The organism is Actinomadura sp. NAK00032 (assembly GCF_013364275.1).
GTDB lineage: Bacteria > Actinomycetota > Actinomycetes > Streptosporangiales > Streptosporangiaceae > Spirillospora.
Map to the genome: position 1 here is coordinate 5384010 of NZ_CP054932.1, position 26312 is coordinate 5410321.

Genomic DNA, 26312 nt, shown 5'->3' on the forward strand with positions numbered 1-26312 from the left:
GATCCCCTACTGCGCACTGGCCCTTGCCGCGATCACGCGCGGTGAACCGTTCAGCGTCCACGGCTGGTCCTGAGATCCACCTCGCCAGGGCTTTGCGGGACGGGCAGAACGCTCCCGACCCCCGAGCGCCCTCACTGACCGCGTCCTCCAGTGATGCGTTCGGTACCGGTGAACAAGGCCAGCGATGCCAGGGCGCTCAAAGCGGCGATGAGCGGAAGCGCACCGGTGCCGTGCGTGCTGAGCAGCCAGCCACCGAGACCGGCACCCAGTGAGGCTCCGATGTAGACCGCGCTGCTGCTGAGCGCCAATGCCTGTGGCCCGGTTTCCGGTCCGGCCAACTGGAGGACCCGGGCCTGGACGGGCGGAGGAATCGCCCATGCGGCGGCCGACCAGGCCAGCAAAAGGACGACAACGAGAGGTAGGAACGCGGGCCGCAGCGACCAGCACAGCGCGAGTCCGATCATGGCGGCGACGAAGACCACCACCGCGATGGTGAACGCCCGTCCCGCGCCGAAGCGGTCGACAAGCCCACCGCTGAGGCGTGCTCCAGCGATGCCCGCGACGCCGGTCAATGCGAGTAGGCCGCCGAGCATGGTCGGCGTCACGTTCGCCGCGTCGTGGAGGAAGGCTGCGAGATAGGTCTGGAACAGCAGATTTCCCAGCACCGCGACGACGGCGGCGAGCAGAACGCAGAGCACGGCGGGACGCGCCAGAGGGCTGAGCCGCTCGGCCAGGCCGGCGGCCGGCGAGGGCGGAACGTCCGGCACCGCGAGTCCTACGAAGACCAGCGCCACCAGGCCGAGGAGGCCGCCGAGCACGAAGGTGGCCTGCCACCCGAATGCCGCACCGGTCCAGGTGCCCAGCGGGACTCCGATGACCACGGCACCGGTCAGCCCCGTCATGACGGTGGCGAGGTGGCGGCCTTGCCGCTCGGGCGGTGAATGCGCGGCCGTGACCGCGAACACGGTGGGCAGCGTGACCGCCGCCGCGAACGCGGCCAGGATTCGCAGTGCCATCAAGGCGGGATAGGACGCGGCGAGCGGAACGGCGAAGTTGGCGGTACAGAACAGCAGCAGGCCGCCGATGAGCAGGCGTTTCCGAGGCCATGAAGCAGTGCTGACGGCGGCCACCGGCCCGATCACCGCGCACATCACCGAGAAGACGCTCACCAACTGGCCGGCTGCCGCTTCGCTGACCTGCAGGTCGCGCGCGATGGACGGCAGCACCCCCACGATGACGAAGTCGTCCGTCTGCAGGGCCAGTGCGGTGATGGCGAGTGCGAGAAGCCAGGGCTCGGCGAACGCGCGGTGACGTGTGACATCCATGGCACGTTAACGTAACATGTGTTTCCCTAACGTCCGACCAGACGAGCCAGGAGCGCCGCCAGTGGCCAGACCCCGCGACCCGCACCGCCGCACCGACATCCTCGACGCGGTCCTGGACCACCTTGCCCAGACCGGATTGTCCAGCGGATTCTCCTTCCGGCCGATCGCGCAGGCACTGGGCCACAGCACGCGCGTGCTGACCCACCACTTCGCCGACAAGGACGCCCTGCTGGCCGCTTTGCTGACACGCCTGGACGAGATCCAGCATGAGCAACTCCATGCGACGGAAGGCTGGGACGACACCGGTCGGGGCATCGGATCGATCGTCCGTAACTCCTGGCACCGCCATCTCCGGCCGGCGAACCTTCCTCGCACTCGCCTGATCCATGAGATCGAGGGACTGGCGGCCGCCGGGCGCCTCGGTGGCCGGGTGCCCGCGTTCCTGGCCGAGCGGGCCGAGTTCGTCGCCGGGGCGCTCACCGCTCGCGGACTCGACCCCCGCGAAGCCACGATCAAGGCGACCTACCTCAACAGCGCCTACTCCGGCCTGCAGACCGACCTGCTGATCACCGGCGACCACACCCGTGTCGAAGCCGCCCTCGACGACCTCTGCGCACTCGCCGACTCCTGGACGGCGACCGGATCAGCCGGGTGAACCCGCCCCTGCTGAAGCTCCGGCGACGGGTCAGATGGACGTGACGCCGGGGCCGGGTGGGGACGCGGTGTCCGGGTCGGATTCACCGCAGGCGTACTCGGCGGCGAAGGCGTCGGCGCCCAGGAGCGTCCGGACGCGGGCGGCGATGCGGTCGACGTCGGCGCGTTCGGCGGCGGGCAGCGGGGCGCCGGCCGAGGCGCGCAAGGCGGCGGCCGCGCCCAGCAGCCGGGCCGCCGGCCGGGCGTCGCCCGCGAGCGACCGGGCCCCGGCGAGGCCCTCGAAGGCGAGCGCGACGGCGCGCGGGTCTCCGATCCGGGCGGCGAGCCCGTCGCGGTGCCGGGCGAGCGCCGCGCCCGCGTCCCCGCGCTGCTCGGCGGCGAAGCCGAGTTCGGCGAGGACGAGCGCGAGCCCCGGCTCCCCGTCCACCGCCCGGATCCAGTCGAGCCACGGCAGCAGCCGCGCCTCGGCCGCGTCGAGGTCGCCGCGGCGCCGGGCGGACAGGGCGAGGCCCACCGCCGCGAAGTGCTCGGCGACCTTGTTCGACTGGTCGGCGGCCAGCCGCAGGGCGCGGTGGTGCCGGTCGTCGGCCGCGGCGTGGTCCCCGGTGAGGAGGGAGATCCGGCCGAGGCCGGACAGCCGCAGCGATGCCTCCGCCCAGAGGCCGAGCTCCTCGGCCATCCGCAGGCCCTCCTCGTGCAGCCGGGCGGCCCGGTCGTAGTCTCCGGCGATCTCGGCCAGCTCGGCGAGGGTGTTGGTCGCCTTCAGCCGCCCCCAGCGGTCGCCGAGGCCGCGGAAGAGCGCCTCGCTCTCCTCGGCGTCGCGCCGGGCCGCGTCGAGCCGGGCGCGCGCACGGTGGACGGTCGCCCGGACGCTCAGCGCCGCGGCCGTCCCCCAGCGTTCCCCGAGCCCGCGGAACTCCGCCAGCGCTCCCCGGACGAGGTCACCGGTCACCTCGAGATCGCCGAAGCCGCGGTGGGCGAAGGCGAGGAACCAGCGCGCCCAGGCCCGCGCGCCCGGGTCGCGGACGCCCTCGTACGACGTCGCCGCCTCGGGCGCCGCCTCGGTGTTGGTGAGCAGCACGAAACCGGCCCGCCAGACCGCCGCCTTCGCGCGCGCCTCCGGCGGCCCGCCCTCGACGGCCAGCGCCGCATCGAGTGATCGCAGTGCCTCGGTCAGCCGTCCGCGCAGGTACCAGTGCCAGGCCAGCGCGTCGACCAGACGGAGCGCGTCCGCCGCGAGACCGAGGCGCAAGGCGTCCTCCAGGGCCGCGCGCTGGTTGGCGGCCTCGGCGTCCAGGAGTTCCAGCCACCGCCGCTGGTCGTGCCCGTAGAGGTGCGGCTCGGCCCGCACGGCGAGGGCGACGTGATGCCGGACGAACCGGGCTCGGATCTCCGCGGACTCGCCCGCCTCGTCCAGCCGCTCCGCGCAGTACGCCTTGACCGACTCCAGCAGCCGGTAGCGGCCGCCGCCGGTTCCCTCCACCCGCACGACGAGCGACCGGTCGACGAGCCGCGCCAGGACGTCGAGGACGTCGAGCCCGTCCTGTGCGCACACCTCCTCGGCGGCCCCCAGCGTGCAGCCGTCCGCGTGCACCGCGAGCCGCCGCAGGACGGCGCGTTCGTCCCCGGCCAGCAGCTCCCACGACCAGTCGATCATCGCGCGGAGCGTCCGCTGGCGGGCGGGGGCGTCCCGGCTTCCCGAGGTCAGCAGGCGGAACCGGTCGTCGAGCCGGTCCGCGAGGCCGTCCACGCCGAGCGCCCGGACGCGGGTGGCGGCCAGCTCCACGGCGAGCGGGATCCCGTCGAGCCGGCGGCAGACGGCGGCGATCGTCGCCGTGTCGCCCGGCCCCGGCGCGAAGTCGGGCGCGGCGGCGGCCGCCCGCGCGGTGAAGAGCCGGACGGCGTCCGCCTCGCCCAGCGGCGGCACCGGCCACAACCGCTCGCCCGACAGCGCCAGCGACTCCTGGCTCGTGGCGAGCACGCGCACCCCGGGCGCGGCCCGCAGCAGGGCCGCGACCTGCACGGCCACCGGGTCGATCACGTGTTCGCAATTGTCGAGCACGAGCAGGAGCCGTTTGGCGGCGAGCGCGCCCGCGAGCAGCTCCACGGGCGTCCGGCGCGCGGTCTCGGCGGCGGGGGCGTCATCGTCGCGGACGCCGAGCACCATCGCGATCGCGTCCGCCGGGGTCGCGCCGGAGGCCCGGTCGAGTCCGGACAGCTCCACCAGCCACACGCCGTCCGGGAACCGCTCGTCGGCGTCCGCACCGGTCAGGGCCCGTGCGGTCGCCAGGGCGAGGCGCGTCTTGCCGACGCCGCCCGGGCCGGTCAGCGTGACGAGGCGCGAGTCGTCGAGCAGCGCGCGCACCTCCGACACCGCGGCGTCGCGTCCGACGAGGTCGGTCAGCGGCGCGGGAAGGTTCGCGGGAACCGCCCGCGGGGGCGCCGTGGCGGCGCGCACGGCCGGTCGCGGCGCGTCCAGGCGGGGATCCTGCTCCAGGATCGCCTGGTGCAGCGCGGCCAGCTCCGGGCTCGGGTCGACGCCGAGGTCCTCGGCCAGCCGGTGCCGCAGGTCCTCGAACCCGGCCAGCGCCTCGCTCTGCCGCCCCGCCCGGTAGAGGGCGCGCAGATGCACGGCCCGCAGCCGCTCCCGCAGCGGATGCCGCGCCACCTGCTCGCTCAGCTCGCCCGCCAGCACGGCGTGCTCGCCCAGTTCCAGCCGCACCTCCGCGTGCTCCTCCTGGACGGCGAACCGCTCGTCCTCCAGGCGCGTGGCGTCCGGACGGACGAACTCCTCGTCCGCGAAGTCGGCGTATGCCCGGCCCCTCCACAGCCCCAGCGCGTCGGCCAGCAGGACGGCCCGGGCCTGCGGGTCCTCGGTGGCGCGGGCCTGTCCGGCGAGAGCGTGGAACCGGTCGCCGTCCACCGCCTCCGGGTCGACGCGCAGCAGGTAGCCGGGCGCCTGCGACACCAGCAGCCCGCGTCCGCCCGGCTCCGCGCCGTCCAGCGCACGGCGCAGCTGCGAGACGCGTGTCTGGAGGGTGCCGACGGGGTTGCGCGGCGGCCGGGCCGCCCCGCCCCACAGGTCGTCGACCAGCTGGTCGACCGAAACGGCGCGACCCCGGTGGACCAGCAGATCCGCCAGCAGCGCGCGGACTTTCAGCTCCGGAACGCGCACCGCCGCCCCGTCGTCCGTCCACACGGCGAGCGGACCGAGCACCCCGAAACGCATGACCGGAAGGCTACCGACAGCCGACCGGCAGAAGATCCAAAGCGCCGTTCAGCAGAGTGAGGCCATCAACCGACGCAACACCGATGGGAGTTCCGATGACTTCGCACAGCACCGCCCTCACCGGCCGTGAGATCCGCCTCGCCGCCCGCCCGGTCGGCGAGCCGGCCCCGACCGACTTCGCGCTCGCCGAGGCCCCGGTGCCGCAGCCGGGCGAGGAGCAGGTCCTGGTCCGCAACACGTGGATGTCCGTGGACCCGTACATGCGGGGGCGGATGGACGACGTGCCCTCGCCCGTCCTCCCGCCGTTCGAGCTCGGCGCCCCGCTGGAGGGCGCGGCGGTCGGCGAGGTGATCGCCTCGCGGTCGGCGGACGTCCCGGTCGGCGCGACCGTCTCCCACTTCCTTGGGTGGCGGGAGTACGCGCTGCTGGACGCGGCCGCCGCGACGGTCGTCGACACCGGGCTCGCGCCCGTCCAGGCGTACCTGGGCGCGCTGGGCACGACCGGCCTGACCGCGTACGCCGCGCTCACCGACGTGGCGCCCGTCCGCGAGGGCGACGTCGTCTTCGTCTCGGCGGCGGCGGGCGCGGTCGGCATCGTCGCCGGGCAGCTCGCCCGCAGGCTGGGCGCCGCGAAGGTGATCGGCTCGGCGGGCGGGCCGGAGAAGACGAAGAGGCTGCTGGCCGACTTCGGGTTCGACGCCGCCCTCGACCACCGCGCCGGGCCCATCGCCGCCCAGCTGGCGGACGCCGCCCCCGGCGGCATCGACGTCTACCTCGACGCCGTCGGCGGCGACCACCTCGAAGCCGCGATCGACGCCCTGCACGTCGGCGGCCGCGCCGCGCTGGTGGGCGCCATCAGCGGCTACAACGCCACCGCGCCCGTCCCCGGCCCCGCCAACCTCGCGCAGATCGTCTACAAGCAGCTCACCCTGCGCGGCATGCAGGTCGGCGCCTACCTGCACATGTTCCCCGAGTACATCGCCAAGGCCGCGGGCTGGCTCGCCGACGGCACCCTGCACACCGAGGAGACCGTCTTCGACGGGCTCGACCAGGCCCCGGCCGCGCTCCTCGGCAACCTGCGCGGCGCCAACACCGGCAAGACGCTCGTCCGCCTCTGACCACCGGAAGGGACACTCCCATGGCCACCGCACTGCTCGTCGTCGGCCACCACCGCGCCGACTCCCTCACCGCCCACATCGCCGACCGGACGCGCGTCCGGCTGGAGAAGGACGGGCACACCGTCGACGTCCTGGACCTGCACGCCGAGGGCTTCGACCCGCGCATGACCGTGACGGACGAACCCGACTGGGACGACCGCGACAAGATCTACTCCGCGGAGGTCCGCGCCCACATGCGGCGGATCGACGCCTCGGGCCTCGTCATCGTCGTCTTCCCCGTCTGGTGGTACGGGCTCCCGGCCGTCCTCAAGGGCTGGATCGACCGGGTCTGGAACTACGGCTTCGCGTACGGCCGGCGCACCGCGCGCCTCGGCGGGAAGCGGATGCTGTGGCTGGCGTTGGCCGGGCAGTCCCGCGAGGAGTACGCCGGCCACGGCCTCGGCGACGCCCTCGCCCATCAGCTGAGGGTCGGCATCTCGAACTACTGCGGCATCACGGACGTCGCCGTCCGGTTCGTCCACGACACGGTCTCCCCCGTCGCCCCGGGACCGGCGACCGCCGCCGACGACGCCCTCGAAGAGTTCCTCGCACCCTCTTGACCCGGGCGACCCCGAGGTCGCGGTTCCGGGGAGCCAGAGCGGTCCGCCGCGGGCTCGGGGGGAACATTCGTCCAAGACCGGTGGGCGAGCGGCCGTGCACCGTTCCCTGCATGAATATGTCTGAGGTCGAGCCCTCGTATCGAATGCACGTGCTCCATGACGGCTCGCGCCAGGCGGCGCCGTTGCTGCTCATCCACGGGTCGGGGGCATCGAGTGGCACTTGGAGCCCGGTGGTTCCGGATCTCGCCGGCCACCACCACCTCATCCGGGTCGACCTGCCGGGCTGCGGCCAGTCCCCGCCCGCGGAGTCGCAGGATGTGCCCGACCACGCGGGACGGGTGGCGGCGGTACTGGACGATCTCGGTCTGGACCGCGTCACCGTGGTCGGGCACTCCAGCGGCGGCTATGTCGCCACCGCGCTCGCCGAACAGCGCCCCGACCTGGTGCGGTCGATCGCGCTGATCAGCAGCGGGCCGGAGCCCGGCGCGCTCCTCCCGCAGCCGCTCATCCTGCGGGTGCTGCTGGGACCGCCCTTCGGCCCGCTGCTGTGGCCGAAACGTTCGGACGCGATGATCCGCAAGGGCATCGAGGCGACGACCGTCCAGCCGGTGGACGTCCCCGACGCCATGGTCGCCGAGGTCAGGAGCACCGCCTACCGCACGTTCAAGGAGGTGCTGCGCAAGAACACCGCCTACATCGCCGAACGGAGCGTGCCCGATCGCCTGGCCGCTCTCGGCGTCCCCGTCCTGGTGATCTTCGGCGCCGCCGACCCCCGGTGGGAGCCGTCGTCGGCGCACCAGTACGACGCGGTGCCGGGCGCGCGGGTCGAGATGCTGCCCGGCGTCGGGCACATGCCGATGTTCGAAGCGCCCGAGGCCATCAGCGAACTGCTGCTGGAATTCGCGGCCTCGGGACGCTGACGCCCGGCCTCATGATGCGGCGGCCTAGGCTGAACATGTGCTGTCGGCCGAAACGCCATTCGACTGGGCGGGCGTTGAAGTCGCCGTCCCGCGCTCGTCAGGTCGGCTGCCCGGGGTGAGCATGGCCGGGTTCCGCCATCGGGTGCCCGGACGCGTCGACATCGCCATGGTCGCGCACCCGTCCGTCACCCTGCTCATCGATCTGGCCGATGGCGAAGGCATCGTGCATGAGGGGCCGGGCGGGCGGGAGCGCGGCAGCGTCGTCGTCGGCCTGCTGCCCGGCGACCTCCGGACCACCGGCCGCGGGACCGGGGAGTGCCTGCAGATACGGCTGGAACCGGCCGCGGCGGCCGCGGTGCTCGGCGCATCGGCCGAGCTCACCGGGACGGTGGCGTCCCTCGCCGATGTCTGGGGCCGCGATGGTGAGCGAGCCGAGGACAGGCTGCGCGCCGCCTCGTCCTGGGACGAGCGGTTCGCGATCGCCGCGGACGTCCTCGGCCGGCGGCTCGGCACCCGCCCCCCGGTCGATCCGGAGGTCGCCCACACCTGGCGGCGGACGCTCGCCGGCCGGGGACGGGTGCGGGTCGACCGCCTCGCCGACGAGGTCGGCTGGAGCCGCAAGCGGCTGTGGTCCCGCTTCCGGTCCCAGCTCGGCATCACCCCCAAACACGCCGCCCGGCTGGTGCGCTTCGACCACGCCGCCCACCTCCTCGCAGCCGGTCACGCCGCCGCGGGCGTCGCCGCGCGGAGCGGCTACGCCGACCAGTCGCACCTGCACCGCGAGGTCAGGACGTTCACCGGATTCACACCCACCGCGGTGGCCACCGCGCCATGGCTGGCGATCGACGCCGTCGCCTGGCCGGCTTCGCCACCGCCGGCGACCGTCCGACGGGGCTCAGATCGGCGGTGACGACGGGTGGCCTCGCGTCCGAGGGGCTCCGGCCGGGACATGGCCCGCCGCCCGGTTCATCGCGGGCCGCGGGCTCCGGGCGGGTCGGGAGTCAGGAGGTCAGCAGCCGGGCGCGCAGCGCCGCGACGGTGGCGTCGCTCAGCTTCAGGCCGTCGCGGACGTAGTCGTCGAAGCTCCCGTAGGCCCGGTCGACCTCATGGAACGCCTCGTCCAGCCAGGTGGACTCCACGGCGTCGGGCCGGCCGAGGTAGGTGTTGCTGGCCATGTAGTCCTGGTAGACCGTGGCCTTCGGCACGCCCAGGATCGTCAGCAGCACCGCCGCGCCCCAGCCGGTCCGGTCCTTGCCCGCGGAGCAGTGGAACACCGTCGCGCCGGGATTGGCGGCGATGGAGGTGAGCAGGTCGCGGTAGGCGCGGCTCGCCCCGCTGAAGTCCACCATGAACGGGTAGGCGATGGACTGGCCGAGGTTGGACGACCCGGTCACCAGCCCGATCAGGAGCCCGTACAGCAGGCTGCCCAGCGCCGGGTTGGCGAAGGAGATCCCGTGCGTCAGGTCCTCGACGTCGGCGACCTTGTAGGCGATCCCGGCGGGCAGCAGGTCGGGGTCGTCCGACCGTTCCCTGTCATTGCGCAGGTCCACGTCCAGGGTGATGCCGAGGCTGAGCAGCGTCTGCTGGTCGGCGGCCGACAGGTGGGCCAGGGAGTTGGAGCGGTAGACGACCCCGGTGCGGACGTGGCGGCCGTCGGCGGTCGCGTAGCCGCCGAGATCGCGGAAGTTGGCGGCCGTCGCCAGCCGGGGCGCGGCGGCCGGCGACGCCGCGACCGGCACCCGGTTCGGGGCGTCGGCGAGGGCGGGCGGTGCGGTCAGCGCGCCGGCCAGCAGGGCGGCGCCGAGCAGGGCTGCGGACGTACGGGGGGTGCGCATGACGATCCTTGTCGGACGGCCCCGGCGGGGGGAACGGACGAGACGCCCGTCATGATGCTGTCCGAGCGGACGGGGATGAACTGGCAGGGCCTCAAATCTTCCCGTCGATCATTGTGCGCGGCGACAACGGCCACGGCCCGGCCATCCCACGCCATTGAGGAAAGGACTACTTCGACAGCGTCCCCCACTGCATCTGGCAGGAGATAGGCCGTCCGCGCGCCTCTCAGCACCCACACCGTCAGAGTTCGGAGAAGCCGCGGACAGCACTTATCGCCGCTCGTCGCGTTCGGCCAGGAGATCAGCCGTCGCCGCCGTCGCGCCCGACCTCCGGATCAGGACGGCCAGGGCGGGGAGTGGGAAAAGCAGCAGGAAGAGGTTCGGCACCCACCAGGTCACCGAGTAGTCGCCGCGCAATGCCCAGAATGTGATCGCCTGGAGCCCCGCGGTACTGGTGAGGGTGAGGGACACCGCCATGAGGATGCGCCACCCGCGCGGCCTGCACAGGCTCAGCAGACCTGTCACGCTCGCGGCCAGATCGAGGGGCAGGAACGAGGTGTTCCAGTCGCTCATCACCGGATCGGCGTAGTCCTTGTAGGCCATCGAGGCAGGGATCAGGCCGCCGCAGGCGATCGCCCAGTAGAGCAGGAACCCGACGTCGGTGAGCAGCATGGCGACCTTGGTCGCCGCGAGCAGCCGGTCGGGCCTCATCCGCGGCTCACCCCGCCGCCGAGGTTCATGACGATCACGCCGGCGACGACGATGCCCGCGCCGATGACGGCAATGGACTTGAGGTGCTCGCCGAACAGCAGCACGTACGGCATTCAGTTCTCCTCGCTGATCAGCGCGGTCAGCCGCGCGCGCAGCTCGGTGTGCAGACCGTCGCGCGGCGGGGCGAGGCCGAGCAGCCGGGCCATCCACCAGCCGTCCACGGCGAGCCGCACCAGGGTGGCCGTCGCCGGGTCGAGCCCGTCATCGGAGATCCGCCGCTGCCAGAGTTCGTAGCAATGGCGCAGCACGGCCAGCACCTCGGGCCCACCCGAGATCCCGGCGAGCAGGGCCACCGCGACCTGGTCGAAACGATCGTCCGGTGGTCCGTCCTCCTCGGGAATGGTCGCGTCGAGCCAGGCCCGGGTGAACGACCCGGGTGGCGAGCCCGGCGGCGGCATCTCGGCCTCGAACCGCTCGACCAGACGCCCGAGCACCCCTTCGATCAGCGCGCGCTTGGACCCGAAGTGGTGCAGCAGCCCGCCCTTGCTGACCCCGGCCTCGGCGGCGACCGCGTCCAGCCGGATCGCGTCGGCACCGCCCGCGATCAGCATGCGCTCGACCGCGTCCAGGATTCTGTCGCGCATGACATCCCTTCTCCAGACCGTCCAGACGGTCGGTAGCTTAGCCCGACCAAAGCCGATGATCCGAACCATCCGCTGAAACGATCAGGCGGCCACGTCCCACCAACGCGCGCCGGGCCCTGTTGCTCGCCATCCGCTACCCCGCTGGCCACGCCTCCTACCTGCGCGAGGACCGGGCCCTGGCAGCCGGGCGGCCGACCACCACCGGTGTCATCGAAGGCGCGGTCCCGCCAAATCATCGGCGATGAGGCACGCCGCCTCGTCCACCACCCTCAACTCCCCTACCGGATGGTGCGCACCCTGCGAGACGGCGACGTCTTCGTCACGCAGAACGTCCGGCGGCTGGGCGTCATCGCGCCGGCCATCCTGACCATCGCCACCATCGTCCCGCTCACCGACACCGTCACCCCCCACCTTCTGGTCAGCGGCACGGCACTCGCCCCCAAGGTCCCGACCACCTACGAACTCTCCGGCCCTCCCCTGCTCCTTGGGTTCTTGGCCGCCGCCACCGCTGAGGCGTTCCGCCAGGACGCCCGTCTGCGCGCCGACACCCAAGGGCTGGTCTGATGCCACCCGAAGGATCGCACCAGATCAAGGTCCACCTCGACCGCCTCCTGACCGAACGCGCCATGCCCCTGGCCGAACTCGCCGAACGTGTCGGCGTGACCGCCGTCAACCTGTCCATCCTCAAGAACAATCGCGCCAAGGCCATCCGTTTCACCCCCTCAGCGCTATCTGCCGCGTACTCGACTGCCGGCCCGGCGACATCCTCACCTTCGACAACCCATAAGAGCGAAGCCCAAGCTGGATCCGTATTCAGCGCTTGAGGGCTCGGTATTTCTTGAGCAGTGCAGTGATCTTCGCGTAGTCCGCGTCGCCGTTCAATTCGGCGAGCAATTCATCAGGGCAGAGTTCGTAGAGCTCTCCCCACCACCGGCGTGCCTTGGCGTCCCAGATCCGGTAGCCGCCGGGAACACCCTTGGCCACGTAACGTCTTCTACTCATCGACGGCATCCCTATAAGTCGCCACCGCGTCCTTCAGGGAACCGATGAGGATGCGGCCGGGATAGTAGCGGTGTGGGAATTTGTTGCGGTAGTAGCAGTCCCAGTAGCTGGCCACGCGCTGGCTGGTCAGGAGGAGAAAGTCGGGGTTGTCGGCGACGAATCGGCCATAGGCCTGGTGGTCGGGGCTGCCACGCAGGTCGAGGTCTACGAGCCCGTCCTTGATGGCGATCACGATCTCAAGGACGGGCTCACCGATGAGTTGGACCACGAACGGGACGATCCATGAGTCGGTGGCCTCGATGATCTGAGCGAGGTGGCGCTGCCGGACATGGCCGTCGTGGTGGCGCGTGTAGAGGCAATGCAGGATCTTGGCCTGTACCGCGGACAGGTGGGCCGTCAGATCCTCGCGCGGTTCGGAGTGGTACAGCCGGTAAGGGATCGCGAGCTGCTCGCCGTGGACCCAGACCGTGGACGAACCTGCCGGACGGAGGCGGGCCTCGGGCACTGTCTGAGCGGCAGCACGGACGTCATCGGCGAGGGCTGCGGGAAAGGCTGCCTGGGCTGCGGAATAGAGATTCGCGTCCATGACCTACCGGGGCGCCCCGGCTACGAGCTTGGATCCCGTCCAATCCCGGGTCCGGTGGACAGTGGCACGGCCGATGGAGAACACCTCCATGAGTTCGGCGATGGTGTGGTCGCCGGTGGCGTGCATCCGAACCAGTTCGGCCTGCTGGCGTGCAGTCAGTTTCGGCGCGCGTCCTTTGAGCTGGGCCGTGAGGTCTTGCAGGACGGTTGGACATCGGGCGTAGCCGATCAGTTCCCGCACCCCGGCAGCGTACCGTTCAAGCCCCATCGCCGGACGGCCACGCGGGCTGAGGGAGGATCGTTCGCATGGGAGCGCACCCGAACGCCGGCGACACACGCGCCTGGCGCGAGCGGCTGGGGTGGACGTTCGGGCTGGTGTCGGAAGATCCTCTTGAACGAGCCGCCGCGCTAGCCCAGTTGGTCGAGGTACAGCGGCTAACACGCGAGGCACTCCGGAAGAGCAACGAGCTGTGGCGGCTGGCGTCCTCCCTCGGCCCGGAGGAGCACTACAAAGAGCCGGCTTTCCTTCAGGCCCGCCAGCGCTACATCGAGGCCCGCAGTCACTCACTGCCAGACGGGCTATGGGAATGGCCGTGGGGCGGCATCGCCGCCTGGCCGGGGCTGCCCTATGCCCTGCTCTACCTGGAATGGGAGGCGAAATATCCCGAGGATTGGACGCGCTACGCCAAGTCCTGGGGAACAAAGAAGGGACTGCTCCGGCACCTGGACAAGGCCAATCACCACCACCCGAGCACCGAAACCAAGCTCGCAGACCTCGTCGTGAGCGCGGTCGAACGCCCTTACCGCTGCGAAGACCGCTGGTACGCCCGGCTCGCCCGGGCCATCGACAACGACGACCTACGCGCCAGACTCGGCCATGCGGCCCAGTCCGACAACCCATGGGCGCGGTACCAGGCGAGCTTCGTCCTCTGGCTCCTCACCACCCCGGATGCACCCGTCTCGCGTCACACGTGGTCTATGTGGCTCGCGACACGTGACACTCCCAAGCTCGGCGTGAGGTCTGCCGAGTCCACATCGGGTTGATGCGCTGGACGAGGTCCGCCGTGGCGATGGACGGCAGCTTGCGGGCGAGATCAAACGACCCGTTCAGGGGTGGCGCCCTTGGTGGCGTCAGCTACCGGGCTGTGGGGTGCCGTGCTGCAGGGTCGCGTCTGCTCAGCGTGGTCTGGGCGCCTCACCGCGCTGCAGCGTGGTTAGGGGGTGGGCGGGGTTGAGGTGAGGGTGTGTTGGGTGGGTGGGTGGACGGCGGTGAGGTCGGCTTGGTGGTGAGGGATGCCGCCGCTTAGCACCAGGGATGTGTTGACGAGGGTGGTGAAGTCGGTGAAGGGGTCGCCGTCGACGATCGTGAGGTCGGCGATCTTGCCGGGTTCGACGGTGCCCAGATCGGCGCTCAGGCCGAACACGCGGGCGGGTGTGGTGGTGGCGGAGTGCAGCGCCTGGGCGGGGGTGAAGCCGTGGGCGTGCAGGGCTCGCAGGGCCAGGTGCACGGAGAGGCCGACGGGGACCAGCGGCGCGTCGGTGCCCAGGGCGATGGTGGCGCCGTGGTCGGCCAGGCGGCGGTAGTCGCCGAATTCGGTGGCCATGGCCTGCAGTTGCGGGCCGGTGGGGCGGGTGTTCGCCCGCTCCTGGACGGCCGCGACGTCCCAGGGCGGCATGAGGTTGCGAACGCGCGGGTCGGCGGCCAGGGCCGGGTCGGCGCCGAGGAGCACCTGGGCGGTGAAGGGGGTGATGATCAACGCGAACGTGCCGTCGGCGTAGTGCTCGATGAGGTCCTGGTGGATGTGCCAGCCCGGGGTGGTGGCGTGTCCGAAGGGCAGGCGCTGGGTGGCCTGGAGGTGGGTGGTGAGGTCCTGGCCGGCCGACCGGCCGGGTGAGCACAGGTGGCTGCCGCACGGCACGCCGAGCCGGTGGGCCGCGGAGGCGGCTCGCGCCATGGTCTCGCCGGGGGCGCGGACGTAGGTTTTGACGAAGTCGACGTCCAGCGCGGTGGCGCGGTGCAGGGTGCGGCTGACGCCGGCGGTGGTGCGGTGGGCTCGGCCCATGCCGTAGGCGGTGCGGGCGCCGTCGATCAGTTCGGCGCAGGCCAGGAGTCTGGGCCCGAGGCCGTGCCGCGAGTCGGCGGACTCGCGGAGGCGGATCGCCTCGTAGAGCGGGCCGCCGAGGCACGCGGCGGTGGTGATGCCGTAGGCCAGGGCCAGCAGGTTCTGCCGCGCGCCGTAGGTGGCCTGGTAGATGTGGGTGTGGCTGTCGAACAGGCCGGGGATGACGGTCTGCCGCGAGGCGTCGATGGTGCGGTGGCCCGGGCGGCGGGGGCGGTGCGGCTCGACCGTGGTGATCCGGTCGCCGGTGATCAGGATGTCGACGTTGTGGCGTGGAGGCGCGCCGGTGGCGTCCCAGAGCTGGCCTGCCTGGATGCGCAGCGCGTCACCGCCGCGGGGCGGGTCGCGGCGGATCGGGAGCCGGACGGGCACCGTCCGGCGGTCGATGGGTGCTCCGGTGGCGTCCAGGGACAGCAGTCGGAGCCGGCCGCTGGACAAGTAGAGCAGGCTGCGCGAGTCGGCGGCCCAGCTGGGATGGTCGGCGGGCTCGTCGGTGAGCCTGCGGGCGGGCAGGGTGGGGGTGCCGTCGGCGGCGACCGGCAGCAGCCACAGAGCCGATTCGGCGACCAGGGCCATCCAGCGGCCGTCCGGGGACCAGACCGGCCCGCAGGCGGCGCGGTCCGACAGCGACTGGTGCTCGCCGGGGAGATGGCGCCGGTCGGCGCCGGTCGAGGTATCGATGATCCGGATGAGGTTGTAGCCCTCGCGGAAGCGTTGGTTGAGCCGGTTGCGGTCGCAGAAGGCGACATGCCGCCCGTCGGGCGACCAGGTGGGGGCGCCGGGCGGCCCGTCGTCGGCCAGCGGCCGGGCCAGGAGGCGCCGCCGGCCGGTGCCGAGATCGAGCAGCAGCAGGTTGCCCTCCAGGTCGCGGCACGCCAGCCGGGTCCCATCGGGCGACGGCACCGGATGGATGAGCCCGCCACCGGCCACCAGCTCATCTCGTGCTCCCTGCAAGACTCCGCCGGACGCCGAGCCGCGCGGGGGCGGTACGGGCAGATGGACGCGGTGGACGGCCGCCAGCCCGTCGCGGTCGGTGCAGTACAGCAGGCTGCGGCCGTCCGGCGCCCAGGACGGCATCTGCATGTAGTGGACGGGCGCGCCCTGCAGCAGTTTGCGCGGTGACTCGCCGAGCGGCATCAGCCATAGCGCGTTCAAGGCGACGAAGGCGACGCTGCGCCCATCGGGCGACAGCGCGGGCAGATGGATGCCGCGCGCCGCGGCCGGCCGGACCTGCTCCTTGACCCGCCGGCGCGGCGGGTGGACGGGCTGGCGCGCGGTGTAGGTGACCTGCTCGACCGACGACGTGCTCAGGGTGCGGATCTGGATACGGCCGCCGGCGACGTAGAGAAGCCGGTCTTCGCCCAGCCAGCAAGGGGGTGCCGCCGCCAGGTCGGCATCGGCGGCCACGATCCGGCCGTCGACGAGCAGATCGGTCCTCGCTCCCGGCAGGGACGGCGTATCGCCCGTGTCCATCAGGTGCAGGTAGGCGACCCGTCCCGATGGCGAGACCGACGGGCACAGCAACCGGCCTCGGGGGACTGTGCGAATGACCTGTGCGGCGCCGCCCGCGGCCGGTATCCGTACCAGGGCCAGTCCACCGTCGCTGCCGCCGCCCGCCTTGTGGGCGGCACGGACGCAGACCAGCCACCGCCCGTCCGGTGACCACGCCGGATCGAAGTCCTCGAAGTGCCCGCCGGTCAACCGCCTCAGCCGGTCGCCGCCTACATCGAGGGCCCAGATGCCGAATGCGGAGCCGGCCACCGGGTCGCCACCCCGTTCGGAGGAGAACGCCAGCAACGCCCCATCTGGCGACCACGCGGCACCGCGGTCGTCCCATGGGCCGCCGGTGAGCCGCCGTACTCCGCTGCCGTCGGAGCGCATGCTCCACAGGTGGAAGCCGCCACCGCGGTAGGCGCACACCGCCACCGTCTTTCCGTCCGGTGACAGCGCCGGACGGGTGGCCTCCAGTTCCCAGTCGGTCAGCCGCACCGCCGCACCGCCCCGGCGCGGGATGCGCCACAGAACCCCTTGCACTTCGGCGATCAGCGTCTCACCGTCTGCGGAGGCGGTCACCGATCCGCCGGTGAGCTCGGTGTACGTCAACGTCCGCACGGCCGGGCCGGCGCTCGGCCCCGCCAATGCGGGCAATGCGGCCGCCGGTGACACCGCTGCCGCGATCCCTGCCGCCGAGGTGCCCAGGAAGCCGCGCCGGCTGACGTCCTCCGCGCTCATCCAGCCACTCCCCCAACGCAACCACCACAGACTCATCACTCCGCGGAGTCAGGTATCGATCCGCCGATCGATCAAGACGACTCTATGTCATCGACCCATTGCGAAAAGTCATTGATGTGGTCTCGGCTCTCCGAAGGAACCCTGCGTGCTGCTCGGCGGCGAGTCCGGTCGGATCACGGTGCCAAGGGGCGCGGTGGACGGCCGGTTGTCCCTGTGTCGAGGGTCCTGGCCGTCCACCGGCCGTTCGTGGGGCGGGTTACTTGGGCGGCATCAGGACGGAGTCGATGATGTAGACGGTGGCGTTGGCGGTCTGGACGTTGCCGCACACCACGTTGGCCTTGTCCTTGCCGACCGTGTAGGACTCGCCCGAGCCGCTGGTGGTCAGCGTGGCGCCCTGCAGGGTCTTGAAGTCGCCGGACGACAGGGCGCCAGGCGCGATCTTCTGGCCGACGACGTGGTAGGTCAGGATGCTCTTCAGCGTCTCCTTGTCGGCCATGACCTTGCCGAGGGTGGCCTTCGGAATCTTGGCGAAGGCGTCGTTGGTCGGCGCGAAGACGGTGATGTCCTTGGCGGAGTTGAGCGTGTCGACCAGGCCGGCCTGCTTGACCGCGCTGACCAGCGTGGACAGCACGGGGTTGTTGGACGCGGCCGTCGCGACGGGGTCGGTGGCCATGCCGCTGAAGCTGCCCTTGCCGGACGCGGGGACGGCCGAGCACGCCGGACCGAACGGCTTGTCCGTCGCGGGCGCCGCGGCGGCGGTGCTGGACGGGGCCGGGGCGGACGCGCTGGGCGACGCCTCGCCGGCGGAGTCGTCACCGCCCGAGCAGGCGGTGAGCCCGACCGTCAGGGCGGCCGCGGACAGGACGCCTGCGGCGATTCGGGTGCGCTTCATGGTGGGATTCCTCCGGGGTTGGTGAACTGTTGGTTTCGTTGGCCGCCGAGGTCAGGTCACGGTGACCACCACCGAATGCCAGCCGGTGGCCCCGTCCGGGAACGGAGGCTCCCGGTGCTCGGGCTGGGTCGTCCCGGTTCCGTCGGTGGCGCGGACGCGGAGCGTGTGCGAGCCGGGGAAGGCGTCCCATTCGGCGCCCCACTGCCGCCAGGTGTCGATGCCGGGTACCGGGGCGAGCCGCGCCGGGCGCCAGGGCCCGTCGTCGACCTGCCACTCGACGGCGTCGATGCCGCGCTGCTGCGCCCAGGCGGTGCCGGCCACGGCGACGGGCCCGGTCTTGAGACGCGCGAACGGCTTGGGGACGTCGATGCGGGAGAAGGTCTTGACGGGGGCGCGTTCGGCGTAGCCGCGTTCGGTCCAGTACGCCTGGTCTGTCGCGAAGCGGGTGACCTTGAGGTCGACGACCCACTTGGTCGCCGACACGTAGCCGTACAGGCCGGGCACCACCAGGCGTGCGGGAAAGCCGTGCGCGACCGGCAGCGGCTCGCCGTTCATTCCCACGGCCAGCAGCGCGTCGCGTCCGTCCAGGACCGTCTCCAGCGGGGTGGACAGGGTCATGCCGTCGGACGAGCGGGACAGGATCTGGTCGGCCCCCGGCCTCGCACCGGCGCGGCGGAGCAGCGGCGCCAGCGGCGCGCCGAGCCAGCGGGCGTTCCCGGCCAGGTCGCCGCCGACCTGGTTCGACACGCACGACAGCGTGATGTGCCGTTCGACGAGGTCGAGGTTCAGCAGGTCCTCGAAGGTCAGCTCGACCGGGCGGGCGACCATGCCATGGATGCGCAGCGTCCAGTCGCGGGGATCGACCTGGGGCAGGACGAGTGCGGTGTCGACCCGGTAGAAGTCGGGGTTCGGCGTCCGGAACGGCGTCGCACCCGGGACCCGCGCCTGCGCGCCCGAGGGAACCGGCCCGGCCGGGCTCGCCGGGGCGGGCAGCCGCAGCCGGGCACGGACGGCGGAGACGTTCTCGCGGCGCAGCAGCGCCCGTCCGCCGGCGCCGCCGGCCGCCGCGACGGCCGCGACCCCGGCGCCGGTCAGCAGCACGCGCCGCCGGTCGTAGCCGCGGGTTGGCCCGGCGTCTCCGCCGCGGGTACCTTCACCCGCGGTAGAACGAGGTGAAGTGGGTCGGATGCTCCTGGTGAGCAGGGTCAGCGCGGCCATACCGCACGCGGCGCCGGCGACGGCCGGAACCGCGTCGACCGGATCCGCCATCGGACGGGTCAGGGCGGCGACGACGCCGACGACGCCGAACACCGCGAGCCCCACCAGGCCCCACGGCGGCCGTCTGCGGCTCAGCAGCCCGACCACGGCCGCCGCCACCGCGATCCCGCAGCCCAGCCCGATCAGCAGGACGGTCTTGTCGCTGGAGCCGAAGGCCCGGATCGCGAAGTCCTTCAGCCAGACGGGAGTGAGGTCGATGAACCCGGCGCCGACGGCGAGGATCGGCGACGCGGTGGCCCGCCCGAGGGCACCGGCCGCCAGCTCGGCGGTCCCCAGTGCGGCGGCCGCGGCGAGCAGGCCGCGCAGCGCCGCGCCGGCCCACCGCAGCGGTCCGCTTGTTCTCTGGCCTGTCACACCGGGTGTTCGGGGCCGCACAGTCAGCGGATGGGTGCGACTTTCCGGGACCAGGATCCACCCATCCGATCCCGCCCCGGCACCGAACACCCGGTGTGGAGATGACTGATCCGACGAGCGGACGCGCCGCGCCCCCCGGCCTCCCGGACCTGGGCGAACTGCTCGTCCTGGTCGCCCGGGGCGACCGGGACGCTTTCGAGCAGGTCTACGAGCGGCTGTCCGGCCCCGTGTACGGGCTGGCGCTGCGCGTCGTCCGCGACCCGGCCCAGGCCGAGGAGATCGCCCAGGAGGTCCTGGTCGAGCTCTGGCGCAAGGCATCGCACTACCGGCCCGACAAGGGCGGCGCCACCGCGTGGGCGCTGACCATGGCCCACCGCCGCGCCATCGACCGGGTCCGCTCCGCCCAGGCCGGCCGCGACCGCGAGGAGCGCGCGGGCGCGCCCGGCCCCGACTACGACCAGGTCGCCGAGGAGGCCGGCACCCGGCTGGAACACCAGCAGGTGCGCCGCTGCCTGCGCGGCCTCACCCCGACCCAGCGCGAGTCGATCACGCTCGCCTACTACGGCGGCTACACCTACCGGGAGGTCGCCGAACTGCTCGGCGTCGGCCTCGCCGCCGTCAAGACCCGGATGCGCGACGGGCTGATCCGGCTGCGCGACTGCCTGGGGGTGCGGGCATGACCCACGACCCGCACGACCTCGCCGGCGCCTACGCCCTGGACGCGCTGCCCGACACCGAGCGGCGCCGGTTCCAACGCCACCTGCCCGGCTGCCAGGCCTGCGCGGACGAGGTCACCGGGCTGCGCGAGACCACCGCCCGGCTGGCGCTCGCCGCGTCCCGGCGGCCGCCGCCCGCGCTGCGCGACCGCGTCCTCGCCGAGATCGGCCGGACGCGGCAGTCACCGCCACGCCTCACCCGCCGGCTGCCGCCCGCCCCCGGACGCGGCCTGAGCTGGCTGGCCGCCGCCGCCTGCCTCCTGCTCGCCCTCGCCGGCGGCATCACGGCCGCGCGTTTCCAGGGCGACGCCGAACGGGCGCGGGACCTCAACCGGCGGATCGCCGCCGTGATGACGGCCCCCGACGCCCGATCGTCCACGGCCCGGACACAGGACGGCGCCACGGTCACGGTCGTGTCGTCGCGATCCCTAGACGAAGCGGTGATCACCACGTCCCGGCTGAAGCGGCTGCCGGCGGCGAAGACCTACCAGCTGTGGTTCCTGGCCGCCTCCGCCGCCCCGCGCCCCGGCGGCGTCCTGCGGCCGCCCGCGGACCGGCCGTCCCGGCCGATCATCGCGTCCGGGCTCGGGAACGCCCGGCAGATCGCCATGACCGTCGAACCCGCGGGCGGCTCCGCCCGGCCGTCGACCGACCCCTTCCTCACCCTCCCCCTAGCCTGACCGCAGTAAGGAACGAACGCCTGCGGGCGCCGGTCCTGCTGTGGGAGCTCCGAGCCGGGTCGCGATCGGTCACAGGGCCTGGACGAGTTCGTCCCGCACCCAGGTGCGCAGGGTGGTCGGCGTCGTGGACATGACCGAGCGCGGCTGTTCGGGCACGAAGCCGTCCCGCAGGCCGGTGGTCATGCCGAGCACCGCGCTCGCCAGCGCCGGCGGCATGCCCGCCGCGAGGTACTGCTGGTACATCGCCTCGTCGGGCACGGACTCGACGACGACTTCCCGGCCGAGCTCGCCGGTCAGGATCTCCCCGACCTGAGCCCAGGTCAGGTCTTCGGGGCCATGGACGGCCTGGACGCGCCGCCGCCGCCACGAGCAGTCGAGCAAGACCATGGCCGCGACCTCGGCGATGTCGCGAGGAGCCACCCAGCCCATGGGGGCGTCGAGCGGCAGCGCCGTCTCGATCCTGCCGGTGCGGAGCGCCTCGATCTGGAGGATCAGGTTCGTGAAGAAGTAGCCGCACCGGAGGTGGGCGACGTCGATGCCCAGCGCGTCCAGCGCCACCTCCGTGGCGGCCAGCCCATCGATCTCCCCGGCACCATGGCGCTTCTCCGCCCCGACGCTGCTCTGGAAGACGACCTTCGCGATCCGGTTGTCCTCGACCGCCGCCACGATCGCTTCGGTGGCGCGCGCATAGTCGGCCATGGGGTCCTCGGAGGCCGAGGTCGGATCGACCCAGTAGACGGCGTCGACGCCACGGGTCGCCGCCACGACCTCCTTCCGGTCCCAGGAGTCGGCGCGGGCCACCTCGACATGCCCCCGCAGCTCGTCGGAGAGCTGGTCGGGGTGCCGCGTCAGCAGCAGCGGCCGGACGCCGGCACGGACCAGCATCCGAGTCAGATGGCGGCCGACGTTCCCGTTGGGGGTGGTCACTGCGATCCGCAAGGCGGGTCTCCTTCCACTCGGGTTGGAGACCCACGCTACGAACGAATGCGGCCGAATCCCGGCCGCATTTATCCCAGTTGGTCGCGGCGGCGGGTCAGGTGGGCGGTTTCGGCGGTGTTGCCGGCCAGTTCGATGGCCTCGTCGTACGCGGCGCGCGACTGCCGCCTCCCGCACCCAGACGCCCGCGAGGTACTCCTTGGACTCCACGAAGGGCCCGTCGCTGAACACCGCCTCCCAAAAAAATCGGTCAAGGTGACGCTGGTGTCGGTACGTTGTTGCGTCGTGCTCAACACGCGCCTCGATCTTGACCGGATATGCGCGGCCCGCCGCGTGATCGACCCGGTGTTCCTGGACACTCCGCTGTTCCGGTGCGAAGCCTTGGGACGCGCGCTGGGCTGCGCGGTCAGCATCAAGCTGGAGACGGCGAACCCCGTCCGCAGTTTCAAGGCACGGGGAACCGAGGTCGTCGCGGATCGGCTGAGCGGTCAGGGTCGGCGGGCCGTGGTGTGCGCCAGCGCCGGCAATCTGGGCTGGGCGCTGGGCTGGTCGGGCCGCCGCCATGACCTGGACGTGACGGTCGTGGCATCGCGCCGGGCGCCCGCCGCCAAGCTCGATCGGATCCGCGCCTCGGGTGCGGTGCTGGAAGTGGTCGACGGCGACTTCGACCTGGCCCGGGAGCGGGCGGCGGACATCGCGCGGCGGCGCGGCGTCCGGCTGGTCGAAGACAGTCTGGACATCGAGACCTGTGAGGGCGCGGCGACCATCGGCCTCGAACTGGTGCGGCAGGCGCCCCCCTTGGACGCCGTGCTGATCGCCCTGGGAGGCGGCGCCATGGCCACCGGCGTGGGCTACGTCCTGAAGGCCCTGGCACCCGGAGCCGAGATGATCTGCGTGCAGCCCCATGGTGCGCCGGCGATGACCCGCTCCTGGCAGGAGCGCCGGGTCGTCACCACCGACTCCACCGACACCATCGCCGACGGCGTCGCCGGCCGCCGCCCCATCCCCGTCGTGCTGGACGATCTCCTGGCGGTGGCCGACGACGCCGTCCTGGTCGAGGAGGCGTCCATCGTCGCGGGCATGCGGATGCTCCTGCAGCACGCGGGTCTGGTCGTCGAACCCTCAGCGGCCCTCGGCGTCGCCGCCGTCCTGGAAGACCCGGACCGCTTCGCCGGCCGCCACGTGGTCACCGTCATCTGCGGCAGCAACGTCGACCTGGACGACTATCACCGCTGGGTCCGCCCCGATCCGCTCAGATAGCGGTGGCCACCTTCCACGCCGAGTGCATCGCGCCCTCGATGTAGTCGACCTCGCCGGCGTCGCCGACGACGTGGACCTCGACGCCGTCCCGGGCCAGTTCGTCGGCGAGCGGCGCCGCCGCCGAGACGCCCGACGCCACGACGACCATGCGCGCCGGCGCGGAGTGCGTCCTGCCCTCGACCGTGAACTCGACGGTCTTGCGCGTGATGCGCTCGACGGTCGCGTTGCGGTGGATCTTCACGCCGAGTTCGCCGGCGTGCTTGACCGCGGTCCAGCGGCGGGGCATCGCCATCGGCACACCGAGCTGCCGGCCCTCCTCGACCAAAGTCACCCGGCTGCCGCGCGCGGCGAGGAACTCCGCGAGTTCGAGACCGACGAGCGAGCCGCCGATGACGACGACGTACTTGCTCATCGGCAGGAACCTGAGGTACCTGCGGCTCAGGTCGCGAATCCTGGCGGGGCTCTTGGTGATCCCGGCGAGGCCGCCGAGCCTGCCGGCGACCCGCAGGAACAGCGGCTGGTCCGAGATGTCACCGGTGCCGGTCATCAGGCCGCGCAGGCTGTCGCCGGTGTGCACGTGGGGCAGGTCGCCGCCCGGAACGCTCGGACGTCCCCGCACGGCGCCCGTGGCGACGACGACGGCGTCGGGCGCGAGGGCCTTGATCGTCGCGGCGGTGGCCTCGGTCTTCAGCCGGACGTCGACACCGGCCCGCCGCACCTCCTGGGCGAGCCAGTTCAGCAGGCGCTCGTTGTCGGGGGTGGTCAGCGTCGAGAACCACAGCGTTCCGCCGAGACGGTCGGTCTTGTCCAGCAGGGTGACGCGGTGGCCGCGTTCGGTGGCGACGCGGGCGGTCTCCATGCCGCCGGGTCCGGCGCCGACGACGACGATGTGCTTGGGGGCCGTGGTGCGCGGGAACGGCAGCAGCGTCTCCTCGCCCAGCGCGGGGTTGACCGCGCACAGCGGGGTGGCGTCCCAGAAGTTCTCCTGCACGCACACGTAGCAGTTGATGCACGGGCGGACCTGCTCACCGACGCCGGCCTTGAGCTTGTTGACCAGGTCGGGATCGGCGAGCAGCTGGCGGCCCATGGCGACGAAGTCGGTGTGGCCCTCGGTGATCATCTGCTCGCCGACCTCGGGCAGCATGCGGCCGACGGTGATGACCGGGATCGACACCGCGCGCTTCACGACCGCGGCGTTGGCGGTGTAGAAGCCGACCTTGTCGGGCAGCGGGCCGTCGGTGAAGTTCGCGAACGCGTTCAGCGCGGTGCCGGTGACGTGGATGGCGTCGGCGCCGGCCTGCTCGAACATGGCCGCGGCACCGGCGGCCTCGTCGGGCGTCAGCCCCTCGGACTCGCCGTACTCCTGGCCCGCCAGGCGCACGATGACGGCGAGGTCGTCACCGACTTCCTCCTTGACGGCGCGGATCACCTCGCACGTCAGCCGCGCCCGGTTCTCGAGCGACCCGCCGTACTCGTCGGTGCGCTGGTTGGAGTAGCGGCTCAGGAAGCCGCCGAGCACGTAGTTGTGGGCGCAGTGGATCTCGACGGCGTCGCCACCGGCGGTCTTCACGCGGCCCGCCGCCTCCGCGAACATCTGGACCAGCCACGCGAGGTCCTCGTGGGTGGCCTCGCGGTGGGTGGCCTTCTTGCCCTCCTGGATCGCCGCCATCTTCCCGAGTTCCTCGGGGGTGCAGTCGATCATCGCGCTCATGTCGCCGGGCGGCTTCGGGACGGACGGCACCAGCTGCGGGCGGCCGTCCAGGGTGTCGATCCGGGCGACCTTGCCATGGTGCACCATCTGCACGCACAGCTTGCTGCCGGCCTCGTGGACCGCGTCGGCCAGCGCCGTGAGGCCGGGGATGAACCGGTCCTCGGACAGGCCCGGCTCCTTGCGGCTGGTGCAGCCGGCCGGGTAGGCGACGGCGCAGCAGCCCGTGATGATCATTCCGGTGCCGCCCCTGGCGCGCGCCGCGAAGTGGTCTATGTCGCCCTGGTGTATCTCGCCGTCCTCGCAGAGGTTCATGTCCATCGCGGGGAGAATCACTCGGTTGGCCAGCGCGATGGGCCCGATCTTGCCGGGCGAGAGGAGGGCTGGGAACGTTTGCTGTCGGATCACCACCGGCAGGACGATATTTCACAACGCCGATCGCCTCTGCCTCCTTCTCGCTCAGCGAGACGTGCTCGGGGGCGGCGAGACCGTCCCGGACTCCAGGAAGCCGGTGATGGTGGCGGCGATGGCCGGGTAGTCATCGCCGAGCCAGATCATGTGGCTGGGGGCGGCGCTGGCCACCAGGCGGGCGTGCGGGATGGTCCCGGCGAGCGATCGCGCGTGGTCGTAGGCGACCGATCCGTCGTCGCGGCTGGCGATCACCAGCGCCGGCCGGCTCACCCGGGCGGCCGCGGCGGCGAGCCGGGCGACGGCCCTCGGGGTGGACGTGGCACGCACGTCGTTGCGGAAGCCGGCGCCGGAGCGCATCCGGCCGAAGAGGTCCAGCAACGCCCCGCGCCGCGCGTCGGTGAGTGAGGCGAGCACGACGGCGACCGGACGGGCGGTCAGGTCCGGCAGCAGCAGCCGCAGCGCCAAGCCCGGAGCGCGGCGCGTCATCGCCCGTATCAGCCTCCAGGTCACCGCCTCAGTTCCCGGATGGAAGACCACCGCGGCGCCCATCCGGGTGCGGCGATCGGGCCAGAGCACCGGCCCCACGGCGCTTTGCAGGATCAGCCTCTCGACCAGCTCGGGATGACGGGCCGCCAGCGCCACCGCGGTCGGCCCTCCCGCCGACTGGCCCACCACCGCGGCCAGAGGTCCCAGCCCGAGCTCGGCGCACAGACCGGCGACCACGTCGGCGAAACCGTCCGGCGAGGTACCGGTGGCCAGCGGCGTCCGGCCGTAGCCGGGACGCGAGACCGCCAGGATCGTGTACCCCGCGTCGGCGAACACCTCCTCGCCGAGCGGCAGGCCGGCCCGCATGTGCCCGCCGTGCAGCATGAGCACCACGCCCGGACCGCGCCGCTCCAACCGGTACTCCACCGGGCCCTCGGCCAGAGCGATCACCTGCGTGGCCAGTTCCACCGGCGTCCCTTCCGACTACGGCGTCCCGGCCCGGCGGCCGGACCGGCGATTCGAGGAGCACCCTAGCCCGGCCGGGCGGGGCGAACTGGTTCGCCCGTTGCGCGCGTCAGCACAACTGCGCAGGTCAGCGGGTAGTTTTGCAGTGCAAAATC

24 protein-coding genes and 1 pseudogene are annotated in these 26312 nt (G+C 72.5%); 11 read left to right on the plus strand and 14 right to left on the minus strand.

The annotated features are described in order from the left end of the window. Positions 1-131: 131 nt before the first annotated feature. Positions 132-1325 (minus strand): MFS transporter, encoded by a 1194-nt coding sequence (locus HUT06_RS25115; RefSeq protein WP_176197972.1) that lies wholly within the window; start codon positions 1323-1325, stop codon positions 132-134. Between the two features lie 61 nt (positions 1326-1386). Here HUT06_RS25115 and HUT06_RS25120 point away from each other — a divergent pair, with 61 nt between their 5' ends. Next, positions 1387-1980, plus strand: coding sequence for a TetR/AcrR family transcriptional regulator (locus tag HUT06_RS25120; RefSeq protein ID WP_176197973.1), 594 nt, complete (start codon positions 1387-1389; stop codon positions 1978-1980). 30 nt (positions 1981-2010) lie between these two features. On the opposite strand, the gene HUT06_RS25125 is transcribed toward HUT06_RS25120, so the two are convergent. Continuing rightward, positions 2011-5208 (minus strand): BTAD domain-containing putative transcriptional regulator, encoded by a 3198-nt coding sequence (locus HUT06_RS25125; RefSeq protein WP_176197974.1) that lies wholly within the window; start codon positions 5206-5208, stop codon positions 2011-2013. A 95-nt stretch (positions 5209-5303) separates the two neighbouring features. On the opposite strand from HUT06_RS25125, the gene HUT06_RS25130 reads away from it, so the two are divergent. The 4 genes from HUT06_RS25130 (at position 5304) to HUT06_RS25145 (ending at position 8755) form a co-directional block, all read left to right on the plus strand. Beyond that, complete coding sequence (locus tag HUT06_RS25130; RefSeq protein WP_176197975.1) at positions 5304-6326, plus strand: NADP-dependent oxidoreductase; 1023 nt, start codon at positions 5304-5306, stop codon at positions 6324-6326. Positions 6327-6346: 20 nt separating this feature from the next. After that, positions 6347-6925: an NAD(P)H oxidoreductase gene (locus HUT06_RS25135; protein ID WP_176197976.1), complete on the plus strand. Its 579-nt coding sequence runs from the start codon at positions 6347-6349 to the stop codon at positions 6923-6925. Between the two features lie 230 nt (positions 6926-7155). After that, positions 7156-7845, plus strand: a complete 690-nt coding sequence (locus tag HUT06_RS25140) for an alpha/beta fold hydrolase (RefSeq protein ID WP_254715371.1) — start codon at positions 7156-7158, stop codon at positions 7843-7845. 37 nt (positions 7846-7882) lie between these two features. Then, positions 7883-8755, plus strand: a complete 873-nt coding sequence (locus HUT06_RS25145; protein WP_254715372.1) for an AraC family transcriptional regulator — start codon at positions 7883-7885, stop codon at positions 8753-8755. A 91-nt stretch (positions 8756-8846) separates the two neighbouring features. On the opposite strand, the gene HUT06_RS25150 is transcribed toward HUT06_RS25145, so the two are convergent. The 3 genes from HUT06_RS25150 to HUT06_RS25160 all read right to left on the minus strand — a co-directional run bounded on the left by HUT06_RS25150 (position 8847) and on the right by HUT06_RS25160 (position 11032). Beyond that, positions 8847-9680, minus strand: a complete 834-nt coding sequence (locus tag HUT06_RS25150) for a tyrosine-protein phosphatase (protein ID WP_176197978.1) — start codon at positions 9678-9680, stop codon at positions 8847-8849. 267 nt (positions 9681-9947) lie between these two features. Continuing rightward, positions 9948-10388, minus strand: coding sequence for a DUF5360 family protein (locus HUT06_RS25155; protein ID WP_176197979.1), 441 nt, complete (start codon positions 10386-10388; stop codon positions 9948-9950). A gap of 113 nt (positions 10389-10501) precedes the next feature. After that, entirely contained in the window at positions 10502-11032 is a 531-nt protein-coding gene (locus HUT06_RS25160; RefSeq protein ID WP_176197980.1) for a TetR/AcrR family transcriptional regulator, read from the minus strand. A 285-nt stretch (positions 11033-11317) separates the two neighbouring features. On the opposite strand from HUT06_RS25160, the gene HUT06_RS25165 reads away from it, so the two are divergent. After that, positions 11318-11596 (plus strand): hypothetical protein, encoded by a 279-nt coding sequence (locus HUT06_RS25165; protein ID WP_176197981.1) that lies wholly within the window; start codon positions 11318-11320, stop codon positions 11594-11596. Positions 11597-11658: 62 nt separating this feature from the next. Continuing rightward, positions 11659-11750 (plus strand): annotated as a pseudogene (locus tag HUT06_RS45660) (helix-turn-helix domain-containing protein); the annotation flags it as partial. A gap of 95 nt (positions 11751-11845) precedes the next feature. Here HUT06_RS45660 and HUT06_RS25175 read toward each other — a convergent pair. From HUT06_RS25175 to HUT06_RS25185, 3 genes are read right to left on the minus strand one after another with little or no spacing between them, the layout of a single operon-like run. Beyond that, on the minus strand, positions 11846-12016 hold the full coding sequence (locus HUT06_RS25175; protein ID WP_217711440.1) for a hypothetical protein: 171 nt from the start codon (positions 12014-12016) through the stop codon (positions 11846-11848). A gap of 10 nt (positions 12017-12026) precedes the next feature. Continuing rightward, a complete protein-coding gene (locus tag HUT06_RS25180) occupies positions 12027-12620 on the minus strand; it encodes a hypothetical protein (protein WP_176197983.1) in 594 nt (197 codons plus the stop codon). 3 nt (positions 12621-12623) lie between these two features. After that, entirely contained in the window at positions 12624-12860 is a 237-nt protein-coding gene (locus HUT06_RS25185) for a helix-turn-helix domain-containing protein (RefSeq protein ID WP_217711441.1), read from the minus strand. Positions 12861-12925: 65 nt separating this feature from the next. Between HUT06_RS25185 and HUT06_RS25190 the strand changes: the two genes are divergently transcribed. Beyond that, positions 12926-13663, plus strand: coding sequence for a hypothetical protein (locus tag HUT06_RS25190; protein WP_176197984.1), 738 nt, complete (start codon positions 12926-12928; stop codon positions 13661-13663). A gap of 170 nt (positions 13664-13833) precedes the next feature. Here the strand turns inward: HUT06_RS25190 and HUT06_RS25195 are convergent, their stop codons facing one another. From HUT06_RS25195 to HUT06_RS25205, 3 genes are all read right to left on the minus strand, one after another. Continuing rightward, the gene (locus tag HUT06_RS25195; RefSeq protein ID WP_176197985.1) at positions 13834-16971 is read right to left on the minus strand and encodes an amidohydrolase family protein; all 3138 of its coding nucleotides are present in this window, start codon (positions 16969-16971) and stop codon (positions 13834-13836) included. Positions 16972-17227: 256 nt separating this feature from the next. Continuing rightward, on the minus strand, positions 17228-17863 hold the full coding sequence (locus HUT06_RS25200) for a fasciclin domain-containing protein (RefSeq protein WP_176197986.1): 636 nt from the start codon (positions 17861-17863) through the stop codon (positions 17228-17230). A 51-nt stretch (positions 17864-17914) separates the two neighbouring features. Beyond that, complete coding sequence (locus tag HUT06_RS25205; protein WP_176197987.1) at positions 17915-19495, minus strand: molybdopterin-dependent oxidoreductase; 1581 nt, start codon at positions 19493-19495, stop codon at positions 17915-17917. Positions 19496-19596: 101 nt separating this feature from the next. Between HUT06_RS25205 and sigK the strand changes: the two genes are divergently transcribed. Together sigK and HUT06_RS25215 are read left to right on the plus strand one after the other, a co-directional pair. Further along, entirely contained in the window at positions 19597-20175 is a 579-nt protein-coding gene (gene sigK / locus HUT06_RS25210) for an ECF RNA polymerase sigma factor SigK (RefSeq protein ID WP_176197988.1), read from the plus strand. Then, positions 20172-20891: an anti-sigma factor gene (locus tag HUT06_RS25215; protein ID WP_176197989.1), complete on the plus strand. Its 720-nt coding sequence runs from the start codon at positions 20172-20174 to the stop codon at positions 20889-20891. Before sigK ends, HUT06_RS25215 begins: the two co-directional genes overlap by 4 nt. Before the next feature lie 69 nt (positions 20892-20960). On the opposite strand, the gene HUT06_RS25220 is transcribed toward HUT06_RS25215, so the two are convergent. Continuing rightward, a complete protein-coding gene (locus HUT06_RS25220; RefSeq protein ID WP_176197990.1) occupies positions 20961-21830 on the minus strand; it encodes an NAD(P)H-binding protein in 870 nt (289 codons plus the stop codon). Positions 21831-22082: 252 nt separating this feature from the next. On the opposite strand from HUT06_RS25220, the gene HUT06_RS25225 reads away from it, so the two are divergent. Continuing rightward, positions 22083-23087, plus strand: coding sequence for a threonine/serine dehydratase (locus tag HUT06_RS25225; RefSeq protein WP_217711442.1), 1005 nt, complete (start codon positions 22083-22085; stop codon positions 23085-23087). Here HUT06_RS25225 and HUT06_RS25230 read toward each other — a convergent pair. Next, entirely contained in the window at positions 23080-25203 is a 2124-nt protein-coding gene (locus HUT06_RS25230) for an NAD(P)/FAD-dependent oxidoreductase (protein WP_217711443.1), read from the minus strand. The two genes, HUT06_RS25225 and HUT06_RS25230, sit on opposite strands and share 8 nt — an antisense overlap. 51 nt (positions 25204-25254) lie before the next feature. Continuing rightward, complete coding sequence (locus tag HUT06_RS25235) at positions 25255-26160, minus strand: alpha/beta fold hydrolase (protein WP_217711444.1); 906 nt, start codon at positions 26158-26160, stop codon at positions 25255-25257. Positions 26161-26312: the final 152 nt, after the last annotated feature.